Consider the following 17,504-nt stretch of genomic DNA (forward strand, 5'->3'; position numbering starts at 1 on the left):
GCACGTCCCGCCCGGGCACCCTGCCGCACCTCGGTACCACGCCCCGCAATGGAAAGGTCTTCCCGCTGTGAGCCTCCCCGGGAACGGGATCCCCACCCGCCTGCGCACCGCCGCCGCCCTCGCCCTGCTGCCCCTCCTGGCCGTGACAGCCTGCGGCTCCGGCGGCGGAGCACCGGCCGTCCCGGGTGCCCAGGTGCCCTCCGCGCCGGCCGACGACCCCGTCGCGGGCGTACGGCCCGTGGACTCGGTCGCCGCCCTGCTGCCCGCCGAGGTACGCAAGACGGGCACCCTGCGGGTCGGCAGTTCCGTCGGAGCCCCTCCCGCGGCGTACTACCCGAACGGGCAGGACAAACCGCCCGCGGGCCAGGACATCGACATCGCCGAGGCGGTGGCCAAGGTGCTCGGCGTGAAGCTGGAGCGCCAGGACGCCTCCTTCGAGACCATCCTGCCCGCCCTCGGCAGCGGCAAGTACGACTTCGGCACGGGCAACTTCGGCGTCACCACCGAACGCCTGAAGACCATCGACTTCGTCACCTACATCAACGACGGGCAGGGGTTCGCGGTCAGGACGGGCAACACCACCCTGACCACGCAGGTCTCCGACCTCACCCAGTTGTGCGGACTGACCATCGGCACCGGCGCGGGCACGACGTTCGAGAAGACCCTCACCGGGCAGAAGGGCGTCTGCGCCGCCGCCGGCAAGAAGCCGTACGAGGTGAAGGTCTTCTCCGAGACCGGGGCCGTCACCACCGCCCTCCAGCAGGGCCGGATCGACGTCGTCATGTCGACGATCAACGGCCTGCGCCACCAGGGCGCACAGCCCGCCGCGCAGACCGCCTTCCTCGGCGAGTACCACCGCCTCGACGTCGGGTTCGCCTTCAAGAAGGGCTCCCCGCTCACCCCCGCCCTCCAGGCCGCCGTCAACGAGCTGATCAGGAACGGCACTTACGCGCGGATCCTCAAGAAGTGGGGTACCACCGCCTCCGCGATCGAGACGTCGCAGGTCAACCCGGCCGAGCACCCGTGAGGGGAGATTCCGTGAGTGACGTCATGGTCGAGGTGCGCGGTGTTCACAAGAGCTTCGGGCCACAGGAAGTGCTGCGCGGCGTCGACCTGTTGGTCCGCGCCGGTGAAGTCACCGTCATCCTCGGCCCTTCCGGGTCGGGGAAGTCCACGCTCCTGCGCACCATCAACCACTTGGAGAAGGTCAATCGTGGCTGGATCAGCGTCGACGGCGACCTCATCGGCTACCGCAGCTCCCGCGGCAAGCTGTACGAGTTGAAGGAGAAGGAGGTTCTGCGACAGCGCACCCGCATCGGGTTCGTCTTCCAGTCCTTCAATCTCTTCCCGCACCTCACCGTACTGGACAACCTCGTCGAGGCCCCGGTCTCCGTGCTGCACCGCCCGCGTCAGGAGGCGGAGGCGACGGCCCGCCGGCTGCTGGACCGCGTCGGTCTCACCGACAAGGCCGGCGCCTATCCGCTGCAGTTGTCCGGCGGGCAGCAGCAGCGCGTGGCCATCGCCCGCGCGCTCGCCCTCGAGCCCAAGGTACTGCTCTTCGACGAGCCGACCTCGGCCCTCGATCCGGAGCTGGTCGGTGAGGTCCTGGACGTCATCAAGGACCTGGCCCGCGCCGGAACCACCATGATCGTCGTGACGCACGAGATCGGTTTCGCCCGCGAGGTCGCCGATACCGTCGTGTTCATGGACGGCGGAGCCGTCGTCGAACAGGGGCCGCCCGCGGCCGTCCTGGACGACCCGCGGCACGTCCGCACCCGCGCCTTCCTCTCCAAGGTCCTCTGACCGCGGCGTCGCGCAGGGTGGACTTCCCGCACGCCGAAGCCCCAGGATAGTGACGAACCGGCCATGGTCGTCACCTCCTGGGGTTGCTGGATTGCGGGGTTACTTGGTGCCGAGTCCGGCGTCGGAGACCTCGGGCTTGCCGGCGGCCTTGAGCACCTTGTTCAGGAGCGTGAGGTCGTAGATGCCGGCGAGGTCGGGCTGCTCGATGAGCTTGGCCTTGACGGCCCACTCGGACTGGGTCTTGAGGGTGGCGGCCAGCGGGTCGTCGGTGATGGCGATGCTGGGCCACGCGGGGTCGATGACCTTGGCGTCGAGTGCCTTGCCGCTGTCGGCCTGGAGCTTGGCGTTGGCGGAGGCCTTGGCCCTGTCCGGGTTGGCGTTGATCCACTCGTTGGTCTTGACGGTGCCCTTGAGGACCGCTTCGACGACGTCCGGGTGCTCCTTGAGGAACTTCTGGGACACGATGATGTTCGTGATCACGAACTTCTTGTCGGGCCACAGGGCGGTCTCGTCGAGGAGGACGGAGCCGCCGTCGGAGACGAGCTTGGAGGCGGTGGGTTCGGGGACCCAGGCGCCGTCGATGGAGCCCTGCTTGAAGGCATCGGGGGTGACCTTGTTGTCGGTGCGGACGACGGAGACGTCGCCCTTGCCGGACTCGGGGTCGACCGTCCAGCCCTTCTCGGAGATCCAGTTGAGGAACGCGACGTCCTGCGTGTTCCCCTTCTGCGGGGTGGCGATCTTCTTGCCCTTGAGGTCGTCGAGGCTCTTGATCCTGTCGGGGTTGACGACGAGCTTGACGCCGCCGGAGGCGGATCCGGAGATGATCCGCAGGTTGGAGCCCTTGGACTTGACGTAGCCGTTGATCGAGGGGGAGGGGCCGATGAAGCCGATGTCGAGAGAGCCGCCGTTGAGGGCTTCGATCTCGGACGGGCCGGCGTTGAAGGACTGCGGCTTGACCTTGGTGCCGTTCAGTTCCTTCTCGATCAGGCCTTCCTGGAGGCCGACGAGTGCGGTGGCGTGCGTCAGGTTCGGGAAGTACCCGATGCGGACCTCGGCGGCGGAGAGCTTCTTGCCGGCGTCGGCGGCGTCCGCGGCCTTCGGTTCGTCCTTCTTCGCCTCGGAACCGTAGCCGCAGGCGGTGAGCAGCAGGGGAAGCGCCGCTGTGACGGCGATGGCGCGCAGGAGGGTGATCGGTCTGGCGGCAGACACGGGAGTGTCCTTTCACGGAAGGTGTTCAGAGAGATACGGAGATGGGCGGCGCAAAGCCATCGGCACACAGGACACCCCGCTCCCGGCCGGCGCCTGCGGGATCGCGGTCGCAGGCCGAGCTACGGAGAGGTGTCGGACGCCCGCGTTCGAAGGCACGCGGTCGGTGAGGTCGGCCGAGGGACCCGACCGTCCGCCGGAGAGCGGACCGGGACGGCGCCCGGTGGCGCACTACGCGGAGCCGGGCCCGGCGAAGGCTGTCAGCAGGGCTGACAGATGGCGCTGGACGTGCGGACCAGGTCGATGTGCCGGCGGGAGGTCAGAGGCGGAATCCGGCCTGCGTGATGCGGTGTTCGCACGGCCACCTCCCTGAATCCTAGTTTTCCCACCTGGTTGGTAGGCATCTTGGCAGAGGTGGACACCCGCCCCAAGAGGGTGACCGCATGGTGGACTCTTGGCTCTCGCTATGTGAGAACGCGCAGGTGGGGGAGGTTAGGGATTGGTCCAGGCCCCGGGGGTATCGGCCAGCGCCGAGACATCGGGGGGCAGGTCGCAGGACGCGACGTCGGCGAGGGACACGCCGTCGAGGATCTCGCGCACGTTGGCCCGCAGCGCGATCCACAGGGGGAGCAGTGACTCGGCGGGGCCGGTGTAGGACAGGTCGGGCGGGCGGACTCCGCGCACCGAGACGAGCGGTCCGTCCACGACGCGGATGACATCCGCGATGCTGATGGACTCGGCGGGCCTGGCCAGCCGGTAGCCGCCGTTGCCGCCGCGCTGACTGAGCACGAGACCGCCACGGCGCATGTCGTTCAGGATGCCCTCGAGGAACTTGTGCGGGATGTCCTGGGCGTCGGCGATGGCTTCGGCCTTCACCGGCCCGTCATCCTGTGACGCGGCGAGCTGCAGCGCGGCACGTACCGCATAGTCCGCCCTGGCTGAGATCCGCATAGGGACATTATCCGGCATGGATTCGGCCGGCGTCGGCCGCAGGTGGCCGCGGGCTGCCGGGCGGGTGGCCTCGCCCGGCGGGCGGAGGGCTCGGGCCGCGGATCCGCGGCCCGAGCGGTGCCCCGTCGGTCAGAGGAAGGCTGCCGCCACCGGGTGGTGGGAGCCGTTGAGGTAGTGCTCGCCGATGGAGCGCAGGCGGTGTGCGACCGGTCGGTGGGCTGTCAGGACCCGGGCGTTGCGCCAGAACCGGTCCAGGCCGGGGGCGTCGGCGAGCTCCAGCACCCGGGCTGTGATGTGCAGGGCGGCCCTCGACATCACGGTCTCGGCCGTGGCGACCAGGGCGGCGACGCCCGCCGGTACCTCGGCATCGAGCTGCGCACCCGCGGCGAGGGCCCGGGCCATCACCTCCGTCGCCCGGTCGACCACGGCGGTGGCCGTCTGGGCGGCAGAGGCGAGTTCCCCGTACGTCAGGAAGAGGTCCGGATCCTCACCGGGCAGCCGGTGTGCGCGGCCGCCCCTGCTGAGATCGCGTGCTTCGGTGAGGGCGCCCTCGGTGATGCCGAGGCCGACGTGGCACAGGGCGAGCCGGAGCGCCGGCTCGGCGAGCGCCGTGAACGGCGCTGTCGACTCCTCGTCGTGCGGTCGGCGCCCCAGCACGTGCCCCGGAGTGATGGTGACCCTGTTCAGGACGACCTCGCCCGCGCCGGCGACCCGCTGCCCGAGGCGGTCGTGGGCCGGTTCGAGGCTCACGCCCTGTGCGCCGGGTGGGATCCGTACGACCAGGACGTCACCGGTCGCGGCGCAGACGGCGTCGACCACGATCTGGTCGGCCGCCGCCACCGCCGTGTCCACGGACCGGCGCCCGTCCAGCAGGTAGCCGGTGGCGCGCGGCCTCAGTGTGAGGTCCGGTCCCACGGAGACCCCGTGGGGTGCGGGAGTGCCGACCGATCCGGTCCACAGCCACTGCTCGCGCACGGACTCCTCCTCGAGGGCGGTCGCGTGTTCGTGACTCGCGTAGAAGCGTCCGCTCCAGGCGTGTGCGTAGTGGCGGGCGAGGACGTCGCCGACAGAGCTGTCGGCCGCGGCGATCTCCCGTACGACGGCGCATCCGGTACCCCAGTCCACTCCGCGGCCGGGTCCGGGCGGGGTGAGGGCCGCCGGCAGGCCGGCCTCGCGCAGCCGGGCCGCCTCGTCGAACGGCGGTCTGCCCGCCTGATCGCGGACGATGGCGTCCGCGGCGAGGTCGTCCGCCACATCACGGGCGGTACGCAGGAGCGCGCGCCGCCGCTCGTCGGCGGATCCGAGGCCGGAGGGGCCGGGCGTCGTCCGCATGGGCGTCACCGGCAGCACCCGGTACCGCTGTGTGGCGCGGGGGCTGGACGGACAGCGGTGCCATGGGGGATGGCGGTGGTCATGTCGGCTACTCCGGGGCGTTGTCGGTGGCTTCGGCCGGTTGCTGGGAGAGGTGGGAGGGATGCCTGACCGTTTCGCCGCGCCGGTCCGGATGCCGCTCGGGCGGTGGCGGTGTTCCGGCCCGAGCCCGGCGGGTGCCGAGCACATCAGCGTCCCGGCCGGATCCGCTTCACCGATTCCCCACCTTTCCCATCGGATTGATAGGGATACTCGCGCCAAGCGACCTTCCCGACAAGAGCACGACCGAATGATGGACAGTTGGTTCTTGAGATGCGAGACGATGCAGGTCAGGGGCAGGCCGGGCCCCCTCGCCCGGATATTTCCTATGGAATCAGTAGGGAAGTATTGACGCATGCCCGCCGCGCACTTCACGATGTCGTCATGTCCCCGTCGCAGCCGTTGCTCGTACGCCGCAGGCACGTTGACTTCCGTCGCGTAGCCAGCGCCGTCTGCCGACCCGTTTAGGGCTTCTGCGACAGGGCGTTTTCTCGAAGCGCGCCGGTGATCCGGCTGCCGCTTCCTTCCGTGCGCCGCGCCTTCCGTGCCTCCGGCCCTTCGAGCCGTGCGGGTCCGACCGGCGCGTGCCGGGCCGACCCTCGCGGTCGACTCCGTCACGGAAACCCCAAGCCCTGTCGTGCTCGAACACCCGGTATCCGTACCTCGATCCGCGCAGCCGAAGGGGCTCACCGTGACCACTGCCGTTCCCGCACCCGCCATCCGTCGTTCCTCGGCCCCGCGCCTCCAACTGGTCGGTGACCGTCCGCCCGGCGCCTTCGTGACCCATGGCGGCCGCGTCGGATATCTCGTGTACCTGGCGGCGGACGTCGACCCCGTGGCGCTCATGGAAGCGCACGGCATACGTCCGGAGATCCGCTCCGCCGACCCCGGGACGCTTCCGGCCCGTGAGCCGGTGCCGGCACCGGCACCGGCACCGCACCCCGACCCCGTCCGGCTCGACGACGCGATCCGGGTGGACCACGCGCGCCGGCTGGTCGAGGTCGACGGGCGTGAACTGGATCTCACCTACCTGGAGTTCGAACTCCTGGCCCATCTGGTGTCCCATCCGGGCACGGTCCACACGCGTGATGCCCTCATCTCGGCCATCTGGGGTTACGGGAACATCGGCGACGGCCGCACGGTCGATGTCCACGTGGCCCGCCTGCGCCGCAAGCTCGGTCCCACCTACCGGGGCCGCATTTCCACCGTGCGCAGCGTCGGCTACAAGTTCGTTCCCCACCACCAGTAGCCCACGGGGACGGCCGCGGATTCTGCTTCTGCCGTCACCGCAAAGGCCGTTTCATTTCACCGGAAGGCTTTGTGTGTACGGCGGATGAAATTGCCGCACGCTTCTCCGGACATCGGGCTCAGGAAGCCCGGCCCGTTCCTGCCCCGCACCGTCGAGCTGTGCGAGTCGATCGGCTTCACCCTGCGCCGCCGCCCGTCCTTCATGACCGTCCGCGTACCCGGCAACACCGCTGCCAACTTCTCTTAATATTCAGGTCATTGTATGGCACCGCTATCGGGCGTAGCGTCTCGAAGGGATATGGGCGACGGGCGTGCTCTCCCCGCCCGCCCGACCTCTCATAACGTCCTCATATTCGGCGACGTGTATCGGCCTCCTTTTCGCGCGGCCGATCAGGAAGGCGTAATTCGACGTGTCCTCAACCCCGCCCGAACCTGCATTCACCATCGCATCAGGATCTTCCGATCCGCTGCACCTCGCCGTCGCGCTCGACGGCGCGGGGCGGCACCCGGCCGCCTGGCGCGAGCCGGGTGCCCGGCCCGGTGAGCTCCTCACGGCCCGGTACTGGGCCGACGCCGTGGCCGAGGCCGAAGCCGGACTGCTCGACTTCGTCACCTTCGAGGACGCCCTCGTCCTGCAGTCGTCCTCGGCGGACGGGCCCGACGGACGCACCGACCGGGTCCGGGGGCGGCTGGACGCGGTGCTCACCGCCGCCCGCGTCGCACCTCTGACCCGGCACATCGGACTGGTCCCGGCCGTGACGGCCACCCATACCGAGCCCTTCCACATCTCCAAGGCGATCGCCACCCTCGACCACGTGAGCCGCGGCCGCGCCGGCCTGTGGATCCAGGTGTCCGGACTCTCCCACGAGGCACGGCACTTCGGGCGGCGCACCGGCCCGCTCGACGACGCGGAGCTCCACGCGGAGGCCGCCGACCATATCGAGGTGGTCCGGCGACTGTGGGACAGCTGGCAGGACGACGCGGAGATCCGGGATGTGGCCACCGGCCGGTTCGTCGACCGCGACAAGCTGCACTACATCGACTTCGAGGGCCGTCACTTCAGCGTCCGGGGGCCGTCGATCACCCCGCGCCCGCCGCAGGGACAGCCCGTGGTCGGCGCGTCCGGCGACGGCGAGGCCTCGTACGCGCTCGTCGCCCGGTCCACGGACATCGGGTACGTGGCCGCGCACGACGCGGACGGTACGCGGGCCGCCGTCGCGGCGATCCGGCGGGCCCGGGGGACGACCGGGCCCGCGGCGGACCCGCTGCACCTCTTCGGGGACCTCACGGTGTTCCTGGACGCGGACGCCCCGGCGGCCGCCGCCCGCCTGGAGCGCCTCGACGCGCTCGCGGGACTCCCGTACGGCGGCCGGGGCACGGTCTTCACCGGGAGTCCCGGACAGCTGGCGGACCTGCTCCTGGAGCGGCGGGAGGCGGGCCTGTCGGGCTTCCTGCTGCGGCCGGGCGTGATCGCCCAGGACCTGCCCGCGATCACCCGGGGGCTGGTGCCGGAGCTCCAGCGGCGCGGGGCCTTCCGCCGGGCGTACGAGGCCGGCACCCTGCGCGGCCTGCTCGGGCTGGACCGCCCGGCCAACCGCTACACCGCCCACCCCGCCGCCTGACCCCGGACCATCCGGAAGGACGCACCATGAGCAGCAAACCGCTCAAGCAGATCCATCTCGCGGCCCACTTCCCGGGCGTCAACAACACCACTGTGTGGAGCGACCCGGCCGCCGGCAGTCACATCGACTTCGATTCGTTCGTCCACTTCGCGCGGACCGCCGAACGCGCGAAATTCGACTTCCTCTTCCTCGCCGAGGGCCTGCGGCTGCGCGAACAGGGCGGGCACATATACGACCTGGACGTGGTCGGCCGGCCCGACACCTTCACCGTGCTCGCCGCCCTGGCCGCCGTCACCGAGCGCCTCGGCCTGACCGGCACGATCAACTCCACCTTCAACGAACCCTACGAGGTGGCCCGCCAGTTCGCCACGCTCGACCACCTCTCGGAGGGCCGCGCCGCGTGGAACGTGGTCACCTCCTGGGACGCCTTCACCGGCGAGAACTTCCGCCGCGGCGGATTCCTGCCGCGCGAGGACCGCTACTCCCGCGCCCAGGAGTTCCTGGCCACCGCCACCGAGCTCTTCGACTCCTGGGACGGCACCGAGATCCTCGCCGACCGAGATGCGGGCGCCTTCCTCGGGGACGGGCCGACGGGAGCCTTCGCCCACCACGGGCGGCATTTCGACATCGAGGGCCGCTTCAACGTGCCGCGCAGCCCGCAGGGCCGGCCGGTGATCTTCCAGGCGGGCGACTCCGACGAGGGCCGGGAGTTCGCCGCCTCCTCCGCCGACGCGATCTTCGGCCGGGACGGGACCCTCGACGCGGGGCGGGCGTTCTACGCGGACGTCAAGGGCCGGCTCGCCAAGTACGGCCGCACGCACGACGAGTTGAAGATCCTGCCCGCGGCCACCTTCGTCCTCGGCGACACCGACGCCGACGCGCACGAGATCGCCCACGAGGTACGCCGCCTCCAGGTCAGCGGGCAGACCGCGATCAAGTACCTGGAGCACGTCTGGAACCGTGACCTGTCCGCCTACGACCCGGACGGTCCGCTGCCCGACATCGACCCCGCGACCGGCGAGAACACCGTCGCCCTCGGACGGGCCAGCGTCCGCCAGTTCCGCGACCCGCTCGAAACCGCCCGGCAGTGGCGCACCCTGGCCGAGGCCAAGAACCTCTCGATCCGCGAGCTGGTCATCGCCACCACCGCCGACCAGACCTTCGTCGGCTCGGCCGCCACCGTCGCCGAGCAGATCGACACACTGGTGCAGGCGGACGCGGCCGACGGATTCATCCTCGTCCCCCACATCACCCCGGGCGGCCTGGACGACTTCGCCGACACCGTCGTCCCGCTGCTCCAGGAACGGGGCGTCTTCCGTACCGAGTACGCCGGCACCACCCTGCGCGACCACCTCGGCCTCGCAGCGCCGCAGCCGGCTTCCGGCAAGCGGGCCGTGGCCTCGTGAAGTTCCTGGCCATCACCCTGATCACGGACTCCGCGGACCCGGTGACGGGCGCCCCGACACCCACACGTGAGCGGTTCCGCGAGGTGGTCGCCGCCGCGTTGCTCGCGGAGGAGCTCGGCTTCGACGGCTTCGGGGTCGGCGAGCGCCACGAGCGGCCGTTCCTGTCGTCCTCGCCGCCCGTGGTGCTCGGCCACATCGCCGCGCTGACCCGCCGGATCCGGCTGTTCACCGCCGTGACCACCCTGAGCCTGCTGGACCCGGTGCGGGCGTACGAGGACTACGCGACGCTCGACCACCTCTCCGACGGCCGCCTGGAGCTGATGATCGGCAAGGGCAACGGCACGGCCCAGCGCGAGCTCTTCCACGTCACCCCCGAGGACCAGTGGGAGCGCAACGCCGAGGGCTACGAGCTGTTCCGGCGCATCTGGCGCGAGGACAAGGTGAGCGCCGAGCCGCGCTTCCGCCCCTCACTGGCCGGCGCCGAGGTGCTGCCGAGACCCTTCCAGCCGGCCCTGCGGGTCTGGCACGGAAGTGCGACCAGCAGGGAGTCCGTCGAACTCGCCGCGCGCTACGGAGACCCGCTCTTCTCGGCGAACGTCACCCATCCGATCGGCCCGTACGCCGCACTGATCCGCCACTACCGGGAGCGCTGGGAACACTACGGGCACGATCCGGCGCATGCCGTCGTCGGCGCGGGTACGGCCGGCTACCACGCGGCCCCCACCTCGCAGCAGGCGGTGGCGGCGTACCGGCCCGCGTTCGCCCGGTACCTCGCCGCCCATGAGCAGCAGGGTATGGATCCCGTCTTCCCGACGCTGGAGGACTTCGTCGAGCGCAGCTCGGCACTGATCGGCAGTCCCCAGCAGGTGATCGAGAAGGTCCACCGCTACCACGAGGCCTTCGGCCACACGGTCCTGCACCTCCAGGCGGAGCCTGGCGGGCTCACCCCGGCGGAGCACCGCGCCTCCCTCGAACTCTTCCAGTCGCAGATCGCCCCGGTGCTGCGCCGCGAGATCCCCGACCCTGCCTTCCCCGACCACTAAGGAGCCAGGCCATGCCCGGCATACCTCTCGGGGTCCTCGACCTCGTCCCCGTGTCGTCCGGCTCCACCGCCGCCGAGGCCCTGCACCACAGCATCGACCTCGCCCGGCAGACGGAGGCGTTCGGCTACACCCGTTACTGGTTCGCCGAGCACCACCTCAACCCGGGCGTCGCCGGAACCTCCCCGGCGGTCGTGCTCGCCCTGACCGCCTCCGCGACCACGGCCATCCGCCTCGGCTCCGGCGCCGTCCAACTCGGGCACCGCACCGCGCTGTCCACGGTCGAGGAGTTCGGCCTGATCGACGCGCTCCACCCCGGCCGTCTGGACCTCGGGCTGGGCCGCTCGGCCGGCCGGCCGCCACAGCGGACCTCGCCGTTCCCTCCGTTCGAGGGGTACACCCCGAACGGGCTGCGGATCCCGGAACCCTTCTCCTTCGCCCACCTCCTGGGCCATCCGCGGGTCGCCCTCCAGCAGAAGCTGCTGAACCTGCCCGGAGCCCGTCCGCAGGACTACGCCGAGCAGGTCGACGACGTACTCGCGCTGCTGCGGGGCGAGTACCGCTCCCCGGAGGGGGTCGAGGCCCACGCAGTCCCCGGCGAGGGGGCCGACGTACAGGTATGGATCCTGGGCAGCAGCGGCGGGGTCAGCGCCGAGACCGCGGGCCGCAATGGGCTCCGGTTCGCGGCCAATTACCACGTCAGCCCGGCCTCGGTACTGGAGGCGGCCGAGGGCTACCGGGCCGCCTTCAAACCTTCCGCCGAACTGGACCGGCCGTACCTGACGGTGTCCGCCGATGTCGTCGTCGCCGAGGACGACGCGACCGCCCGCGAACTGGCCACCGGGTACGCACCCTGGGTGCGCAGCATCCGAACGGCCGAAGGCGCCATCGCCTTCCCCACCCCTGCCGAATCACGCGCCCTGCCCTGGACCGACGCGGACCGGAAGCTCGTCGCCGACCGGGTGGAAACCCAGTTCGTCGGCTCCCCACGAACCGTCGCCGACCATCTGGACCGACTCCAGGAGGCAACGGGGGCCGATGAGTTGCTCATCACCACTATCACGCACGACCACACCGACCGGGTCCGCTCCTACCGGCTGCTCGCCGAGGAGTGGCAGCGCCGCTCAGGCTGACCCCGTTCGCCCTGTTGAGAACGGAGGGACGGGGGACTGATGGCCGGACGGACGGACGGGCGGACGCTGCGGTGCAGGCAGGCCCCTGCTGCCGGTCGCAGGACCGGCAGCAGGGGCCCGCGCCCCCTCGTGCGCAGAGGCGGCGGCTATTTCACCGAGCCCGCCATCACCCCCTGGACGAAGTGCCGCTGGAAGACGAAGAACACGATGAGCGGGACCACCAGCGACAGGAACGCCCCCGGAGCGAGGACACCGATGTTGCTGCCGAACTGCCGCATCTGGGACTGCAGGGCGACGGTGAGGGGCTGGGACCCGCTGTCCGCGAAGAGCAGTGCCACGAGCATGTCGTTCCAGACCCAGAGGAACTGGAAGATGGCCAGGCTCGCGAGGGCCGGCCGGCCGAGCGGCAGCACCAGCCGGGTGAAGATGCGCCACTCGCTGCCGCCGTCCATCCGGGCGGCCTCCAGCATCTCCTGCGGTATCTCCGCGAAATAGTTGCGCAGCAGGAAGATCGCGAACGGCAGGCCGTAGGCGACGTGGAAGATCACGACGCCCGCCACCGTTCCGAACAGGCCGACCGTGCCGAAGAGTTTGGCCACGGGCAGCAGCCCGATCTGCACGGGTACGACGAGCAGTCCGACGACCACCAGGAAGACGGCGTCCCGGCCGGGGAACTCCAGCCATGCGAAGGCGTATCCGGCCAGCGCCGCGATGGCGACCACCAGGGCGGTCGTGGGCACGGAGATCAGGACGGTGTTCCCGAAGGCCGCCGCGATACCGGAGTCCTCGAGGAGGGCGCCGTAGTTGTCCAGGGACAGCTGGGACGGGTCGGTGAGGGCCGTCCACCAGCCGTCGGAGGCGTTGTCCCCCTCGGAGCGCAGGGAGGACAGGAGCAGACCCGCCAGTGGGGTGATCCATACGAGGGCGACCAGGATCAGTGCGCCCTGGACGAGGGAGTTGCTCAGCAGGCGCGACAACAGGTGCCCGTGCCGGTGCCCCTGCCGCCGGCGCCCTGAGGTGGTGCGGACGCTCATGCTCCACTCCTTCGGAAGCGCCGGATGTTGAAGACCATCGCCGGGACGACCAGCAGGAGGAGCACCACGCTGAGCGCGCTGCCGAGCCCCTGGTCGTTGCCGCCGCCGAAGGACACCAGCCACATGCGGGTGGCCAGCACGTTCGCCTCTTCCTGGACCGGTCCCGGAGCGATGATGTAGACGAGGTCGAAGACCTTCATCACGTTGATCACCAGGGTCACGAAGACGACGGTGAGCACCGGCGACAGCAGGGGCACGGTGATCTTGCGGAAGATCTGGCCCTCCGAGGCCCCGTCCATACGCGCGGCCTCCAGCGCGTCCCGGGGGATGGCCGCGAGGCCGGCGCCGATCAGGACCATCGCGAAGCCGGTCCACACCCACAGGTAGGCGCCGATGATGGCCGGTGTGACCAGCGCCGGACCGAGCCAGTTCACCCCCTGGTACGGGGCCGCGAAGTTGGCCGCGGGCAGCCTGACGGTGTACTCGCCGTCGGCGAGCCCCGTGAGGAGGAAGGACCCGTCGTCGGCCGAGACGGTGGTGGCGGCCACCCGGCCGTCCCGTACGGCCTCGACGGTCATGCCGGGCAGCCCGTTCTCGCCGGCGTCGACGCGGCCCGGGACTCCGGCGCCACCGGGGGCGAAGTCGAGGTAGACGACGCCCCCGATCCCGTCCGTGGCGGGCGCCGCGGCAGCCGCGGCCTCGGCTCCGGCGGGTACCGCGTCGGGTGCCACCCCGATGAGGCCGAGACTGACCGAGCGGCCGGGGTGCAGGGTCTTCTCGGTGCTGTACGGGCCGCCCGCGCTGCCCGTCAGGCCCTGGCCCTCCCGGGCCCGGGCCGTCGGATACGCGGCAGCGTCCCCGAAGCTGTCGTGGACGCCGACGACGGCGGCGTTGAGCACGCCCCGGTCCGGGTCCTGTTCGTAGGCGAGCCGGAAGATGATGCCCGCGGCGAGGAACGACACGGCCATCGGGAGGAACAGCACCAGCTTGAACGCGGTCGCCCAGCGCACCTTCTCGGTGAGCACGGCGAGCATCAGCCCGAGCCCGGTCAGCAGGGTCGGGGCCACCACGACCCAGATGGCGCTGTTGCGGATCGCCTTCAGCGTGGCCGGGTCCTGCACGATCGCGACGTAGTTCCCGGCTCCTACGAACCGGTCGCCATCGGCGTCGAAGAGGCTGCGGCCGAAGGAGAAGAGGACCGGGTAGACGACCAGCGCGCCGAGCAGCAGCAGGGCCGGCAGGACGAAGACCACCGCGAGGCGGCGCTTCCTTCGCCGGGCCAGGCGCCGGCCGTCGGCCGGAGCCCGGGCGGCGCCGGCGCGGGCGAGGTCGCGGGCGGTCATGGTGTCAGCCATGGGGGCCGCCTCAGTTCCCGTAGGCCTTGGCGGCCTCCGCCTCGAGCTTCACGGCCGTGCCCTGCGGGTCCGACGGGTCGCGCAGGAAGTCCTGGAGGAGCTTCCACTCGCCCGCGCCCTTCGTACCGCCGAACGCGGCGGGGGCCTGGTCCGACATGTCGAACCGGATGGAGTCGCCCGCCGCGATGAGCGAGTCGGCGGTGCCGCGGGTGATCTCGTCCCCGTACGCGGCGATGCCGACCTCCTTGTTCGGGGACAGGAAGCCGCCCGCGCGCGCCCAGACCTCGGCGGCCTCGGCGCCGGACAGGTACTCGACCAGCTTCATTCCGGCCTTGCTGTTCTTCCCGTCCTTGAGGACGACGGCCGCGTCGCCGCCGCTGACGACCGGAGCCTTGCCCCCGTCGACCGCGGGGAACGGGAAGAACTTGGCGTCCGTCCCGAGCTTCCTGCCGAACTGGTCCTTGGCGACACCGCCGACGAAGTCCCCCTCGTAGACCATGCCCGCCTTGGGCTCGGGGCCGAAGACCTGCGCGACGGACGTGGGGAAGTCGGTCCCGAGAGCCGTCTGGGCACCGCCGGCGACGAGTTGCTTGTCCTTGAACAGGTCTCCGAGGGTGGTGAGCGCCTTGACGACGCTCTCGTCGGTCCACTTGATCCGGTGCTGGGCGAGCTGGTCGTACTTCTCCGGCCCGGCCTGGGAGAGGTAGATGTTCTCGAACCAGTCGGTCAGGGTCCAGCCGTCCTCGCCGGCTATGGCGAAGGCGGGGCGGCCGGAGTCGGCGAGGGTGCGGCCGGCCTTCAGCATGTCGGTGTAGCTCTTGGGCTCGTTGACCCCGGCCTGGGCGAAGGCCTCGGGGGCGTACCAGACGGTGGACTTGTGGGCGGCCTTGAAGTAGAGGCCGTAGTACGCGCCGTCGACGGTGCCGTAGTTGCGCCACACCGGGGCGAGGGTGGATCCGGCGCTCCGGGCGGTCTGCTCGGACAGCGGGAGCAGCCAGCCCTCCTTGGCGAACTGCTGGAGCACGCCCACCTGGGGAACCATCACCACGTCGGGTGCGTTGCCGCCTTCGATCTTGCTTCCGACGAAGGTGGAGACGTTGTCGCCGGAGGGCACGAAGACCGTCTTGGCGCCGGTCTTCTCGGTGAAGGCGTCCAGCACCTTCTTGAAGTTCTGCTGCTCGCTGCCGGTCCAGACGCCTGCCACGGTCACGGTCTGACCGCTCAGTTCACCGCCGCCGGCGGGTCCGGTGGTGCCGCCGCCGCAGGCCGTGGCACCGAGGGCGAGAGCGAGGGCGGCCGATGCGGTGGCCGCGGTCCGCCGGGTCGTCGTGCTGGTTCGTCGCATGAGAGGTCCTTGGGTCGAGGGGTTGCGCGCGGAGAGGAAGGACGGGGGTGCGGAGGGGGAGCGGGAAGGTGAGGTCAGGGGGCCGGGCATTCGGCGGTCCACCAGGCGGCGGTCGCCGCGGGGAGTACGCCGTCGGGGCACGGGCCGCTGGCGAGCAGCGGCGTACCGGGGACCGGCGCGGGCACCGGCTCCGAGCCGAAGTTCACCGCGCAGACCAGGCCGTCACCCCGGACGACGGCCAGTACCTGCGGTGGCGCGTCCAGCCAGCGCAGGGCGCCGTCACCGAGTTGCGGCAGGGTGCGCCGCAGCTGGAGGCCGTCGCGGTAGAGGTGCCAGAAGGAACGGGTGTCGGCCAGCGCACGGTCGGTGGCGTGCTCGGCGAACCACTCGGGCTGCGGCAGCCACGGCTTGGCGCCGCCGGCGTCCTGGGTGAACCCGAACGGTGACGCGTGCCCGGACCAGGGGAGTGGTACGCGGCAGCCGTCCCGGACGTGCTTGCGGCTGCCCGTGCGGAGGAAGATCGGGTCGGTGAGCACCTCGTCGGGCAGGTCGAGGACCTCGGGCAGGCCCAGTTCCTCGCCCTGGTAGACGTAGGCGGCGCCGGGCAGCGCGAGCATCAGCAGGGCCGCGGCGCGGGCGCGGGCGGCGCCCAGTCCACTGCCTTCGACTCCGGGCTCGCCCGCGTAGCGGGTCACCGTGCGGACCTGGTCGTGGTTGTTGAGGACCCACGTGACCGTGGAGCCGGTACCGGCGATGTCGCGTATCGCCTCGGTGATCGTCGCGCGGAAGGCGTCGGCGTCCCAGGGCGCGCTGAGCAGGTCGAAGAAGAACGCCTGGTGCAGTTCGTCGGGGCGGACGTACTCGGCGTGCTCGCGGGCGGTGGGTACGGACACCTCGCCGACCAGCAGCCGCTCGTGGCCGTCCCGGGCGGTGTACTCCTCGCAGACCGCGCGCCAGCGCCGCCACACGTCGTGGACCTCGGGCTGGTTCCAGGCCAGCTGGTTGACGGCGTCGCGGGCCCGCTCGTCGGCTCCGGGATCGTCCGAGTCGGGCAGCGCGGGGTGCTTGAACAGTCCGGCGGCGACATCGATGCGGAAGCCGTCGACCCCGCGGTCCAGCCAGAAGCGCAGCACCTGCTCGAAGTCGTCGCCGACGGCGGGGTCGCGCCAGTTCAGGTCGGGCTGCTCCGGCGTGAAGAGGTGCAGGTACCACTCTCCGGGGGTGCCGTCGGGCTCGGTGATCCGGCTCCAGGCGGGGCCGCCGAACATGGCGCGCCAGTTGTTGGGCGGCTCGGCCCCGTCCGCGCCGCGGCCGGGCGCGAAGTGGAAGCGGGAGCGTGCCGGGCTTCCGGGCTCCGAGGCGAGCGCGTCCCGGAACCACGGGTGCTCGCTGGAGCAGTGGTTGGGGACGATGTCGAGCAGCAGCCTGAGCCCGAGGCGGCGGGCGTCGGCCACCAAGCGGTCGAACTCGGCGAGGTCGCCGTAGACGGGGTCGACACCGCAGTAGTCGGCCACGTCGTAGCCGTGGTCGTGCTGCGGCGACGGGTAGAACGGGCTGAGCCAGATGCCGTCGACACCGAGCTTGCGCAGGTACGGGAGGCCGGCCCGGACGCCGGCCAGATCGCCGATGCCGTCCCCGGTGCTGTCGAGGAAGCTGCGGACGTAGACCTGGTAGATCACCGCGTCACGCCACCAGGGGGCGGGTGCGGCGGCGGTGCGGGAGGGATGGCCGGTGTCGGCCGGAAGGGTGCTGAGCATCTCGCGTCGACCTGTCTGCTGAATGCGAGAGCGCTCCGGATCGGTGCGCTGTTATGCATGCATGTTAAGTAGCAGCGACTGGAAGGTGTCAACGATGTGTCCAGAAACAGTGGAAAGCTGGGGTGGTTTGTACGGAAAAGCCCACATGCACGACGAAGGGTCTCTACTTAACATGTAAGTAGAGACCCTTGAGG

General features: G+C 70.9%; 17 protein-coding genes. 9 read left to right on the forward strand and 8 right to left on the reverse strand.

Annotated elements, in window-relative coordinates:
* Window positions 1-67: 67 nt before the first annotated feature.
* Both OG373_RS39760 and OG373_RS39765 read left to right on the forward strand, forming a co-directional pair.
* Window positions 68-1,027 (forward strand): ABC transporter substrate-binding protein, encoded by a 960-nt coding sequence (locus OG373_RS39760; RefSeq protein ID WP_405443771.1) that lies wholly within the window; start codon window positions 68-70, stop codon window positions 1,025-1,027.
* Between the two features lie 23 nt (window positions 1,028-1,050).
* On the forward strand, window positions 1,051-1,803 hold the full coding sequence (locus OG373_RS39765; protein WP_405444369.1) for an amino acid ABC transporter ATP-binding protein: 753 nt from the start codon (window positions 1,051-1,053) through the stop codon (window positions 1,801-1,803).
* A 99-nt stretch (window positions 1,804-1,902) separates the two neighbouring features.
* Here OG373_RS39765 and OG373_RS39770 read toward each other — a convergent pair whose 3' ends face one another.
* From OG373_RS39770 to OG373_RS39785, 4 genes are all read right to left on the reverse strand, one after another.
* Window positions 1,903-3,012 carry an ABC transporter substrate-binding protein gene (locus tag OG373_RS39770; protein WP_405443772.1) on the reverse strand — a complete coding sequence of 370 codons (1,110 nt, stop codon included), beginning with the start codon at window positions 3,010-3,012 and terminating at the stop codon, window positions 1,903-1,905.
* 257 nt (window positions 3,013-3,269) lie between these two features.
* Window positions 3,270-3,413 carry a putative leader peptide gene (locus tag OG373_RS39775; protein WP_405443773.1) on the reverse strand — a complete coding sequence of 48 codons (144 nt, stop codon included), beginning with the start codon at window positions 3,411-3,413 and terminating at the stop codon, window positions 3,270-3,272.
* 88 nt (window positions 3,414-3,501) lie between these two features.
* The gene (locus OG373_RS39780) at window positions 3,502-3,960 is read right to left on the reverse strand and encodes an RrF2 family transcriptional regulator (RefSeq protein ID WP_405443774.1); all 459 of its coding nucleotides are present in this window, start codon (window positions 3,958-3,960) and stop codon (window positions 3,502-3,504) included.
* A gap of 129 nt (window positions 3,961-4,089) precedes the next feature.
* Window positions 4,090-5,292 carry an acyl-CoA dehydrogenase gene (locus OG373_RS39785; protein ID WP_405443775.1) on the reverse strand — a complete coding sequence of 401 codons (1,203 nt, stop codon included), beginning with the start codon at window positions 5,290-5,292 and terminating at the stop codon, window positions 4,090-4,092.
* Between the two features lie 462 nt (window positions 5,293-5,754).
* Between OG373_RS39785 and OG373_RS39790 the strand changes: the two genes are divergently transcribed.
* The 7 genes from OG373_RS39790 (at window position 5,755) to OG373_RS39820 (ending at window position 11,819) form a co-directional block, all read left to right on the forward strand.
* Window positions 5,755-5,838 carry a putative leader peptide gene (locus OG373_RS39790; RefSeq protein ID WP_351157052.1) on the forward strand — a complete coding sequence of 28 codons (84 nt, stop codon included), beginning with the start codon at window positions 5,755-5,757 and terminating at the stop codon, window positions 5,836-5,838.
* Window positions 5,839-6,061: 223 nt separating this feature from the next.
* Window positions 6,062-6,619 (forward strand): winged helix-turn-helix domain-containing protein, encoded by a 558-nt coding sequence (locus tag OG373_RS39795; protein WP_405443777.1) that lies wholly within the window; start codon window positions 6,062-6,064, stop codon window positions 6,617-6,619.
* Between the two features lie 90 nt (window positions 6,620-6,709).
* Entirely contained in the window at window positions 6,710-6,865 is a 156-nt protein-coding gene (locus tag OG373_RS39800) for a hypothetical protein (RefSeq protein WP_405443778.1), read from the forward strand.
* Window positions 6,866-7,028: 163 nt separating this feature from the next.
* A complete protein-coding gene (locus OG373_RS39805; RefSeq protein ID WP_405443779.1) occupies window positions 7,029-8,240 on the forward strand; it encodes an LLM class flavin-dependent oxidoreductase in 1,212 nt (403 codons plus the stop codon).
* A gap of 26 nt (window positions 8,241-8,266) precedes the next feature.
* Window positions 8,267-9,646 (forward strand): NtaA/DmoA family FMN-dependent monooxygenase, encoded by a 1,380-nt coding sequence (locus OG373_RS39810; RefSeq protein WP_405443781.1) that lies wholly within the window; start codon window positions 8,267-8,269, stop codon window positions 9,644-9,646.
* Window positions 9,643-10,689, forward strand: a complete 1,047-nt coding sequence (locus OG373_RS39815; protein WP_405443783.1) for an LLM class flavin-dependent oxidoreductase — start codon at window positions 9,643-9,645, stop codon at window positions 10,687-10,689. Before OG373_RS39810 ends, OG373_RS39815 begins: the two co-directional genes overlap by 4 nt.
* A gap of 11 nt (window positions 10,690-10,700) precedes the next feature.
* Window positions 10,701-11,819: an LLM class flavin-dependent oxidoreductase gene (locus OG373_RS39820; protein ID WP_405443785.1), complete on the forward strand. Its 1,119-nt coding sequence runs from the start codon at window positions 10,701-10,703 to the stop codon at window positions 11,817-11,819.
* Window positions 11,820-11,965: 146 nt separating this feature from the next.
* Here OG373_RS39820 and OG373_RS39825 read toward each other — a convergent pair whose 3' ends face one another.
* The 4 genes from OG373_RS39825 to OG373_RS39840 form a co-directional block, all read right to left on the reverse strand.
* The gene (locus OG373_RS39825; protein ID WP_405443786.1) at window positions 11,966-12,853 is read right to left on the reverse strand and encodes a carbohydrate ABC transporter permease; all 888 of its coding nucleotides are present in this window, start codon (window positions 12,851-12,853) and stop codon (window positions 11,966-11,968) included.
* Window positions 12,850-14,196 carry an ABC transporter permease subunit gene (locus OG373_RS39830; RefSeq protein ID WP_405444370.1) on the reverse strand — a complete coding sequence of 449 codons (1,347 nt, stop codon included), beginning with the start codon at window positions 14,194-14,196 and terminating at the stop codon, window positions 12,850-12,852. Before OG373_RS39830 ends, OG373_RS39825 begins: the two co-directional genes overlap by 4 nt.
* Before the next feature lie 22 nt (window positions 14,197-14,218).
* Window positions 14,219-15,553, reverse strand: a complete 1,335-nt coding sequence (locus tag OG373_RS39835; RefSeq protein ID WP_405443788.1) for an ABC transporter substrate-binding protein — start codon at window positions 15,551-15,553, stop codon at window positions 14,219-14,221.
* Window positions 15,554-15,627: 74 nt separating this feature from the next.
* A complete protein-coding gene (locus OG373_RS39840) occupies window positions 15,628-17,310 on the reverse strand; it encodes a glycoside hydrolase family 13 protein (RefSeq protein WP_405443790.1) in 1,683 nt (560 codons plus the stop codon).
* Window positions 17,311-17,504 lie beyond the last annotated feature (194 nt).

Origin of the sequence: Streptomyces avidinii, assembly GCF_045161815.1 — a bacterium.
Lineage (GTDB): Bacteria > Actinomycetota > Actinomycetes > Streptomycetales > Streptomycetaceae > Streptomyces > Streptomyces avidinii.

Coding starts and splice junctions, on each gene's coding strand:
- OG373_RS39765 (WP_405444369.1), top strand. CDS start 1,051: ATGGTCGAGGTGCGCGGTGTTCACAAGAGCTTCGGGCCACAGGAAGTG.
- OG373_RS39775 (WP_405443773.1), bottom strand. CDS start 3,413: ATGCCTACCAACCAGGTGGGAAAACTAGGATTCAGGGAGGTGGCCGTG.
- OG373_RS39780 (WP_405443774.1), bottom strand. CDS start 3,960: ATGCGGATCTCAGCCAGGGCGGACTATGCGGTACGTGCCGCGCTGCAG.
- OG373_RS39785 (WP_405443775.1), bottom strand. CDS start 5,292: ATGCGGACGACGCCCGGCCCCTCCGGCCTCGGATCCGCCGACGAGCGG.
- OG373_RS39790 (WP_351157052.1), top strand. CDS start 5,755: ATGTCCCCGTCGCAGCCGTTGCTCGTACGCCGCAGGCACGTTGACTTC.
- OG373_RS39810 (WP_405443781.1), top strand. CDS start 8,267: ATGAGCAGCAAACCGCTCAAGCAGATCCATCTCGCGGCCCACTTCCCG.
- OG373_RS39820 (WP_405443785.1), top strand. CDS start 10,701: ATGCCCGGCATACCTCTCGGGGTCCTCGACCTCGTCCCCGTGTCGTCC.
- OG373_RS39825 (WP_405443786.1), bottom strand. CDS start 12,853: ATGAGCGTCCGCACCACCTCAGGGCGCCGGCGGCAGGGGCACCGGCAC.
- OG373_RS39830 (WP_405444370.1), bottom strand. CDS start 14,196: ATGACCGCCCGCGACCTCGCCCGCGCCGGCGCCGCCCGGGCTCCGGCC.
- OG373_RS39835 (WP_405443788.1), bottom strand. CDS start 15,553: ATGCGACGAACCAGCACGACGACCCGGCGGACCGCGGCCACCGCATCG.
- OG373_RS39840 (WP_405443790.1), bottom strand. CDS start 17,310: ATGCTCAGCACCCTTCCGGCCGACACCGGCCATCCCTCCCGCACCGCC.